Genomic DNA, 9,362 nt, shown 5'->3' on the forward strand with positions numbered 1-9,362 from the left:
GACATCCAGCTTGGGAAGCTGGACGTCAGAAGGCTGACCCCGGCCGCGCTGCACCGTCCGCCGGCGAGATCCACGAACGCCACCGTCCGCCACGCGCACGAAGCCTAGCCAAAGCTCTGTCCCTCTCCACGGCCCGCGTGATATCTCCCGACCGTGGCGAAGAGAATCACACCAACCCTGCCGATCTGCCTCATGGTACTGCTCTTCTTGGCGAGCTGCTCGGACGTCGACCTCCCGGGCGGCAGCGAAACGGCTACCCCCAACTCCAAGAGCGAGTGGACGATGCTGGGCGGCGATCTCGCCTCGACGTTTCATAACCGGGCCGAGCAGAAAATCTCGCCGGAGAACGTCGGCCAGCTCCGGAAGCACTGGGAGTTCAAGCCCGCCGCACAAGCCAACGGAACTCCCGCCATCGTCGATGGAGTCGTGTACGCGACGTCCAACGGCGGCAGCTACGCACTCGACGCCGACAGCGGCCAGGTCCTCTGGCAGAACCTCGATCTGCGGGCGACGTCGTCGCCGACCTTCGACGACGGATCGCTCTTCATTCACGGTGTCCGCGGCGATCTCGCCCGGCTGGATGCCGGCACCGGGGCGGTAGTGTGGACGACACGGAGCGACGAAAACCCGTTCACCTCGGGCTACTCCTCGCCAACCGTCGTGGATCGATACGTGATCATCGGCGTCTCCTCCAATGAGGAAGGCACAGCGGCGAGCGACGCCACGTTCCGCGGGGCCGTCGTCGCCTTCGACCGCGAGACCGGCGAGCGACTGTGGCGTCACGATACGGCGGTCGCGCCTTACAACGGAGTCGGCGTCTGGTCGACGGTCACTATCGACATGGAGACACGACGGGTCTTCGCCACCTCGGGGAACAACTACACGGGACAGGCCGGACCAGCCTCCGATGCGATCTTCGCCCTCGACCTCGATACCGGAGACTCGATCTGGACGACGCAGCTCACCGAGGGCGACGTCTTTACCGTTCTGAACGCGCGCGGGCCCGACAGCGACTTCGGAACGAATCCGACCCTGTTCGAGGTGGAGTCGAACGGGGTCACCCGCCGGATGCTCGGGGCAGGCCAGAAATCCGGGGTGTTCTGGGCCCTCGATCGCGATACCGGTGAGGTCGTCTGGGAGACCCCTCTCACCAGCGGCAGCGAACTCATCGGAGGCGTGTTGAACAACGGCGCGTACGATGGCGAACGCATCCTCGTCGCCTCCAACGAGCGTTCGACTGGCGACGGCACACTCTTCGCGCTCGACCCCGCGACGGGTTCCGTACTCTGGCAGCAGCCGCTCGCGAGCTGGGTCTGGGCGCCAATCACGATTGCGAATCAGGTGGCGTTCGTCGCCACCTCGGATCAGATGCGTGCCTACGACGTCGCAAACGGGGAAGAGCTGTTCGCGTTTCCGTCGGAAGGAACGATCACGTCCGGCGCTGCGGTCGCCGACGGGCGGGTCTACTTCGGTAGCGGCATGGCCTACATCGTGGGTGCTCCCACCAGTCGCGTCTACGCTCTCTCGCTTCCGGGCGACGATCCCGGCCCGGCGCCGGAACCAACGCGGACGCCCGACGCGGGCGACGCGACGTTCACGGTGGTCTACGAGGAGATCTTCGTCGGGTCGGGCTGCGCCAGCGGCAGCTGCCATGGGGCCAACGCGGGTAGGCTCCCGCTCGCAACGCAGCGCGAAGCCTACGACGCGCTCGTCGGTGTGATCGCGCGCGGCGAGGCGTGTGGGGTTCTGCCGACACTCGGTACGAGCTGGATTCGTGTCGATCCCGGCAACCCCGACGGTAGTCTTCTCTACGACAAGGTCGCGTCCGCCCAACCGATCTGTGGAGATCGCATGCCGATCTCGAGCGCACTCGACCCGGCCCAGGTCGAGCTCATTCGAGGATGGATCGGCGCGGGCGCGCTGAACAACTAATGGCAAGCCCTGCGCCCAACTTCTGAGCCGGAGCGCTCACGGCGCTCGTCGACTTGCGCACGAATCGAGATGCCTCCACCCACCGAGTGGCCGGAACCGCCGATTCGCCTTTTGTTTGACAGAACCCCGCTCGCCGCTGCAGGTTTCACGGATTGGCCGACGCGCTAGCGACCGAGAGCTTCCGATTCACTTCTCCGTACCTACGACTACGTACTCGGCCCGGGTCTTTATGCGGTGTCGTGTACGTCGTCAAAGACGTCGGGATCAGTGGGCCTGATTTATAAGAGACACTTCCGGCACGTTTGCCCGCCTAGGCCGCACGTAGATTCTGCCGCTTACGACGAGCCATCGTCTTGTTCTTGATCTGTTCGCGGCGCATCAGGATCGCGGTGCGCCGCCCATGATATGCATCGGCTGGAGTCACGTTGTTTAGTGACTCGTGGTTGGGAAGACCAGGAGCGCGGGATGCGCCATCACTTCGCCACCCTGATGCCGATTCTGACGAGCGGCGCTCGTAGAAAGTTCGAGTCGGCGCTTTCGCGACTCGCGGCCCTGCGGCGGGCACACGAAGCAGCTCGCGAGACCATCGCGGAACGAGCGAACCTGCCTCGACTCTGCGCAAAACCCGATCCCGATCTGGTCTACACCTACGTCCCCGATGAGTGTGGCCACAACGCCAAAGGCTACCGGGATGTGCAACACCCGGGCGAAAAGTTGCCGGGAGTCAAACGAGTAGTTGTGATCGGCGACTCCGTGGCAGAAGGCGGTGGAGTTCGCCTGTTCCAAGGGTTCGCGAGCCAACTAGGGAAGCAACTCTCGCGCGGCGGCTCCATGAGGCGCTACGATGTCGGGTGGAAAGACAGTCCCCTCCATCGGATAGGTGATCCGAAACGCCGGGGCGTCCGCATTCACGGCCGGGTCGGCAACCGCTTCCGCAGCTGCCGCCATTCCCGGAACGCGAACGGCGGCAGCCGTCTAGTGGAGTCGGCGGTACGCCTCGAGGGACATCCTGAGCATGACGCGGGCATTGCCGAGCCGCTTATTCATCTTCGTGTCGCCGTAGGTCCGTTCCATGTAGTGGACCGGGAGATCGAGGTGGCGCAGGCCGAGCCGGGCCGCGCCGAAGATCAGTTCGTAGTCGCCCCAGCGATCGTTCGTTCCCCAGGACCCCCGCAGCGGGCGCATCCGCTCGTAGTCCCGTCGCCAGACCGCCTTCGTTCCACAGAGGGTATCGGAGATGTCCTGACCGAGTACGAAGCCGAACAGCATGCTGAACAGCTTGTTGCCAAAGACGTTCAGCAGCCGCATCGCCTGGTTCCGCATCGGGTAGACCATGCGCGTGCCGTTGATGAATTCGCCCCTTCCGTCGACCAATGCCTGATAGAACTTCGGGAGTTCCTCCGGTGGAACCGCCAGGTCGCCGTCGAGGATCATGAGGATGTCGCCTTCGGCCGCGTCGAAGCCGGCCCAGACGTTCTCGGCCTTGCAGATACCAGGCCCCTCGACGAGCCGGATGTTCCGATCTGGGTTCTCGCGTTGAAGGCGTCGGACCTCGTCGGCCGTACCGTCCGTGGAGCGGTCGTCGCAGAACACGAGCTCGGTGTGCGCACCCATCTGCGGCGTTCGTCGGACGGCGGCTTCGATGTTCCCGAACTCGTCCTTGCACGGGATCACGACCGAGACGGTGACGTCCTCGGCGCGCTGTGCCGGTTCGGGCGTTGGGCGTAGAACCAGCGCCTGGGTGAGGCAGAGTCGCTCGAAGAGTGGGAGCTTCGCGATGCCGCCATTCAACAAAGTGCCGACCAGCGGTGTCGGAAACGGCCACAGCGTCTTGCGATATCGGCGGACGGGTTCGTAGCCCGCGAGCTGGGCCAACTGAGCGAGATGCTGAAAGCTGAGCCAGCTTTGCTTGGGTTGCTCGCGTTTCATGCCGAGGCGCTCTGCCAACTCCGCGAGCGGCTGCCACAAGAAATTGTAGAACACGATGACGATTCGCGTGTCGGGCCGGCAATTCGGTCGCAGGTTCTCGAGCGTTCCTTGAACATCGAACAGCTCGTTCACGGCGTCGACGATCAGGATGTAGTCGAAGGTTCCGTCGACCTCGGGATTCTCGACGTCCCCGGTCAGGAACTCGAACCCGGGGCGCTGCTGTTTGGCGATGTCCGTTAGCTCGGGCGAGATCTCGATCCCGACGCCGCGCCGCGGGCGCACCCAGTCGAGATATTGCCCCACGTCGGAGCGGAGACAGAGTACGTCGCGGTCGGGCTCGACGATGTCGCGCAGCAAGTCGCGCAGAATCCCGTAGTAGTAGCCGTGGCGGCGAAGCGTCTCGACGCGGGCGTCGGCGCCCCGCCCCAAGATCTCCTCCTGTTCCTGCGCGACCTCCCGTCGGTAGCTCTCGAAGGCGCTCGGCTCTGGTGCGCTCATCCCTTGGGCTCCCGGACGATCACGTAGGGACCGAGGAGATCGAGTTCCCCGGCACGGCCGTCTAACGCTTTCCGCTTCGGTCCGACGCGGCGAGCGAGTGTTGCGTACTCCTCGATGAGGGGGGAGGCACGGCCTCCCGGAGCCCATCGCGTCATCATGCCCGTGACTTGCTCGGATTTCTGAAGGAGTCGCCATTGCCGTCCCGCACCCTTCGCGGTCAACCCGATGAACTCGTCAGGGCCGAGGGTCGAGATGAGGGCGTGAAGCGGCGCCAACGGGGCGTAGGCCTGAACGTCTCGTGCGCGCGAGTCGGCGGCAGCCCAAAGGGAGCCTCCGTGGAACAGGAGTACCAGGGCGAGGGCGACGACTAGCCCGCGGGCCCCGCGGGCTTGGGGTGCGATTCTTCGAAGAGCGAGGTCCAAGATGAATCCGAAGGTCACGGACAGGACTGGCAGAAGCAAGAACAAGTAGTGAAATGCCCGAAAGTCGAGACCGCGGCTGATCACCCGATATCCCCAGATCAGTAGTGAGTAGCCGACGTACACCGAGACCCAGGTCATCCGGGCTCGCGCATCCTTCTTGGTTTGGAGGAACCACAGCCAGCCGACGAACCCGATCGCCACGAACACGCCTTCCGTCAGCAGGAAGATCCCACTCGCGTTGATGCCGGGCAGGGGACTCGTCACCATCTGGTTTCGGATCGTGGCGACGCTGCGCCACAGCGTGAAGAACTCTACCCAATCGATGATCACAGACGAGCCGGCGAGGACGAAAAGTCCGGCGAGCCCGTAGGCGATCGCGAGCTTCAGCTTCGTTTGCGCCCCGGAGGAGCTGTCGGCGGCGGGCGCCGACGAGAGCAGCAAGAGAAGACCGTACACGGGTAGGGGGCCGAGGAACGCCATCTTCGTGACGAAGCCGAGCCCGGCGTTCAGCCCGGCGAGAGCCGCCCAGAGAACGGCGGCCGACGACGAGCGCACGAGCTGCCTCTGGCACTCCCAGATGCACAGGAACGTTGCGAGGAAGAACAGCACCATGAGGGGTTCGACCGATACGCGCGAGAGATAATAGAGCACGGGGAACGACGTCGCGTAGCCGAAGGTTGCGAGAAGCGCCGCGCGCTCGGGCAAGAGGAGCTGCAGCGAGAACCGGTAGACCGCGACGAACGACAACAGGTGCAGCACCGTGATGAGGAGCTTCGAGTACAGATAGGTCGACGGAAGGGTCCGAGCCACGAACTCCGTGAATGTCAATCCAGAATCGCCGGCGCCCACCGCGTATTGAGCTTGCTGGATTCCGCGCAAGAGGAGCTGGAGAGGCAGCCCCGGATGCCCGGGGTAGTGCGGGCCGTTCTCGCCCTGGAAGAGCCCGTTCGCGCTGGTGATGTAGGGGCCGCCGGGATCGTGTTCGAGCCACATGGGGGCGCCGAACACTTCGTTCGTCCATCCCCCTGCGGGTGCGTATAGGGTCGCAAGGAACGAGTACGCGAAATAGGCAGCCGTCAACACGAGCCAGAACGTACGGTGGCCCGATGTATGGTCTCCATTCCCGTCGCCCGACGCCGACGTGCCCCGTTCGCGCATCGCGGTCTGTGATACCCGGTTGCGCTCCCGCGTGAAACCGTACGATTCCCTATTGCGGTGCTCTCAAAAAGCATTGTAGCTTTCCCCGTTCGGGAGAGTGCGGACTCATGAGTATCGCGATCATCACGGGCTCGGCAGGCCTCATCGGGTCTGAAGCCGCACGGTTCTTTCACGCGCAGGGCCTGGACATTGTTGGCATCGACAACGACATGCGCAGCTACTTCTTCGGCGCAGAGGCGTCGACCGCGTGGAGTCGCGAGCAGCTCGAGCGAGAGCTTCCGCGCTATTCACACGCGGAGATCGACATTCGGGACGCCGCGGGCCTCGAAACGCTCTTTCGGGATCATGGATCGGACGTTGCGGTGATCATTCACGCCGCTGCGCAGCCCTCGCACGATTGGGCTGCTCGCGAGCCGGCGACCGATTTCGGGATCAACGGGGTGGGTACGCTCAACATGCTCGAGGCGACCCGGCAGCACTGCTCGGACGCGTGCTTCGTGTTCCTGTCCACGAACAAGGTCTACGGGGATCGCCCCAACGAGCTGCCTCTCGTGGAGTTGGAGACACGCTGGGAGGTGGAGCCCTCACATCCGTACGCGGAGCGCGGCATCGACGAGACGATGTCGATCGACCAGTCGACGCATTCCCTCTTCGGCGTATCCAAGGCTGCGGCCGATCTGCTCGTCCAGGAGTACGGGCGCTACTTCGGGTTGAAGACCGGAGTCTTTCGGGGCGGCTGTCTCACCGGTGGGGGTCACTCCGGGACCGAGCTTCACGGGTTCCTCTCCTATATCGTTCGCTGCACCCTCGAGCAGCGTCCGTACACGGTCTACGGGTACAAAGGGAAACAGGTTCGGGACAACATCCACTCGAGCGATTTGGTCTCGATGTTCTGGCATTTCTTCCAAGCTCCGCGCGCGGGAGAGGTCTACAACGTGGGGGGAAGCCGGCACTCGAACTGCTCCTTGCTGGAGGCACGCGAGCTGTGCGCGAAGATTGCTGGCAAGGAGCTGGAGATCTCGTACTCCGATGAGAATCGCGTGGGTGATCACATCTGGTACGTGAGCGACGTGAGCCGATTCCGTGCGCACTATCCTGAGTGGTCCTACTCCTACGATCTTCCGGGCATCTTCGAGTCGATCGTCGCGGGGTGGCGGCAGCGTCTCTCGTAGGCGGCCGGCGACTTCTCAGCTCGGGGGACGCTGCGCTCGGATGATCAGGGATCCGGCGAACGACCGTGCGAGCGGGGTGCGTTCGAGCATGCTGCCCACCCACGAAACCGCGGGGATGAGTCCTTCGGGAACGGCGGGATGGAGCCAATCGAACGGTTCGATCTGAACGTCGACGAATCCCGCGGCTTCGAGCCGGCGCCGCAAGGGGCCGGCGCGGAAGGCCGTCTCGTCGGGAGAGACCAGGGGAAAGAAGCGGCGGAACTTTCGCTCGAGGAAGATCTGCGGGTTCAGCATGTTGGGTTCCGCAAAGGAGAGCCAACCGCCGGGGCGCAAGACGTCGAAGGCCCGCTCGAGCGCGACGTCGAGCTCGAGATGGTGCAGGACCGACGAGCCGATCACGGCGTCGAAGTCGCGACCAAACTCGGCGTCTTCGAACCGTCCTTGGACGAAGCGGACCTGATCCGGAGGCAACCCACGCTGCTGCGCGTACGCGAGTAGATCGGGCGACAGCTCGACGGCGACGACCTTCCCTCCCGGTCGCAGAAAGCGCTCGGTAAACAGTCCGGATCCGCAACCCACCTCGACCGCCCGACTGTTCGCACCGACCCGACCTCCCTCGACGATGAGTGCCGCGCGGCGATCCGCACGCAGGCGGCCGGCGGGGGAGCCCCATCCCCAGGCGAGGTCGGGGTCCTGGCCGGCTAGATGCTTGCCGTGAGCGATCTCGTTGGCCGCTCTCCTTTGCGCGGCGTCGTCCGATGTCGGGCTCACGAATCGACGTCCTCTCGGAGCAGTTCACGGCGAGGGTGATCGACGTGCAGCCTGAAGTGGCTCTGGGTTTCGTGGGTACGGGGCATTCGTTCTCGTGGCCATGAGGCCTCGATGTCTTGCTTAGTCGGCCTGCTCCTCGGGGACAATGGCCTCGATGGGGTGGGCGCGCTTCAGTCCGCGCTGAGCTGCGGGTAGACCGGAGTGAGGACGACTCGCACGAAACGGGGGTTGGCACTGCTCACCGGAGCGACGGGTCGCCGCGTCCGGTGCCGAGCTCACCTTTGCGGCGGCACTCGCGGGTCATCCTTGCCCGGGGGAGAGCTCGCCCGCGGTGACACGCCTGGCATGTCGGTCATCGATCTCGTTTCGACCGCCCCCGAGCACTTCGACGACGACCGAACGGCGGCCGCCGTGACATCATCGCCGCCCCGCCCCGCCGCAGTCGCGACGTCATCGACACCGTTCGTGGCGAGCTTCACGGCCGCCGCCTGGATTGCGACCTGCAGCCACGCGTGGGACTCGCGCACGCCGCGGCCGGCGGCACCCGAAAACGGGACCTCGCTCCAGGCTTCGCAGTCGCCGCTACCCGTCGACCCGGGCAAATAGGCCGTTCATGTTTCCTACCGCCGATCGGTGGCACAGGGTTCAACGGCCCCCTGGTGAACCTATTCACGGCCGCTGGCAACGTCGGGCCACTCTCGCCCCTGCCGGGCGGCAGCAGCACGTCGTTCCAGATCACAGTGCCGCCGAGCACGGTGACCGGCCCCGGCTCGGTACAGGTCGTGAACAACCCCTACGTCGGTAACGTGCTCTCCAATGCCGTGTCGGTCCCGATCGGCGACGCGATGGACATTACCTCCATTACCCAGCTCGGGACTACGATCACAGGGAACGGGGCAGGGTTCTCGACGTTGTCTGTGATCAACCTCTTCGCGCAGTCGGGTGGCTCTGTATTAAACTTCGGCGGACTCGACGGCGGCGGCAGCTCCAAGATTCCGCTGAACATTGTCTCGGCAAACCAGTTCACGTTCCAGATCCCCGCCGGCGCGGAATCCGGTGCTGCATACGTGATGGCGCTTAACCCGCCGTTCATCCCCTTCTCTTCGACGACGGGCGATCCGCAGGGCGCGTTCACGTTGAACGACGGAAGCTAGTCTACGTCCTCTCAGGCATCAGAACACATGGCCACGAGAGATCGTATCGCGATGAAGGGCAGCGCCCAGTTCGCGCACGACTGGTCCCGTACCCCATGACCACCGAGGCCGAGACCATGGGGTGAAACGTCCGCTCGTGCCGCACCTGGATTCCGGCCAGAGATTCGTGTTCTCTCAGAGAAATGAGCGAGCATGCGAAGTGGAACCCGCCGCCCGACGGCTCCGCCGCGGCCGCTTGAACCCGAAATCCGGACCTGGCTCGAGCCTTCGCGGTGGCGGCTACCCGCCGTCCTGGGCAAATGGGCCCTTGATCCCGCCTACCGCCG

At 64.6% G+C, this 9,362-nt stretch carries 7 protein-coding genes; 4 read left to right on the plus strand and 3 right to left on the minus strand.

The window, feature by feature from the left end:
• Positions 1-153 precede the first annotated feature (153 nt).
• Entirely contained in the window at positions 154-1,932 is a 1,779-nt protein-coding gene (locus tag P8R42_19275; protein ID MDG2306751.1) for a PQQ-binding-like beta-propeller repeat protein, read from the plus strand.
• 975 nt (positions 1,933-2,907) lie between these two features.
• On the opposite strand, the gene P8R42_19280 is transcribed toward P8R42_19275, so the two are convergent.
• Both P8R42_19280 and P8R42_19285 read right to left on the minus strand, forming a co-directional pair.
• Positions 2,908-4,359 (minus strand): bifunctional class I SAM-dependent methyltransferase/glycosyltransferase family 2 protein, encoded by a 1,452-nt coding sequence (locus P8R42_19280; GenBank protein MDG2306752.1) that lies wholly within the window; start codon positions 4,357-4,359, stop codon positions 2,908-2,910.
• Positions 4,356-5,939 (minus strand): hypothetical protein, encoded by a 1,584-nt coding sequence (locus P8R42_19285; protein ID MDG2306753.1) that lies wholly within the window; start codon positions 5,937-5,939, stop codon positions 4,356-4,358. The genes P8R42_19280 and P8R42_19285 overlap by 4 nt, the downstream gene beginning before the upstream one ends.
• 107 nt (positions 5,940-6,046) lie before the next feature.
• Here P8R42_19285 and P8R42_19290 point away from each other — a divergent pair, with 107 nt between their 5' ends.
• Positions 6,047-7,111, plus strand: coding sequence for an NAD-dependent epimerase/dehydratase family protein (locus P8R42_19290; protein MDG2306754.1), 1,065 nt, complete (start codon positions 6,047-6,049; stop codon positions 7,109-7,111).
• 15 nt (positions 7,112-7,126) lie between these two features.
• Here the strand turns inward: P8R42_19290 and P8R42_19295 are convergent, their stop codons facing one another.
• The gene (locus P8R42_19295) at positions 7,127-7,882 is read right to left on the minus strand and encodes a methyltransferase domain-containing protein (GenBank protein ID MDG2306755.1); all 756 of its coding nucleotides are present in this window, start codon (positions 7,880-7,882) and stop codon (positions 7,127-7,129) included.
• Positions 7,883-8,227: 345 nt separating this feature from the next.
• Here P8R42_19295 and P8R42_19300 point away from each other — a divergent pair, with 345 nt between their 5' ends.
• Together P8R42_19300 and P8R42_19305 are read left to right on the plus strand one after the other, a co-directional pair.
• Positions 8,228-8,488, plus strand: coding sequence for a hypothetical protein (locus P8R42_19300; protein ID MDG2306756.1), 261 nt, complete (start codon positions 8,228-8,230; stop codon positions 8,486-8,488).
• 53 nt (positions 8,489-8,541) lie between these two features.
• On the plus strand, positions 8,542-9,036 hold the full coding sequence (locus tag P8R42_19305) for a hypothetical protein (GenBank protein ID MDG2306757.1): 495 nt from the start codon (positions 8,542-8,544) through the stop codon (positions 9,034-9,036).
• Positions 9,037-9,362 lie beyond the last annotated feature (326 nt).

The organism is Candidatus Binatia bacterium (assembly GCA_029243485.1).
Lineage (GTDB): Bacteria > Desulfobacterota > Binatia > UBA12015 > UBA12015 > VGTG01.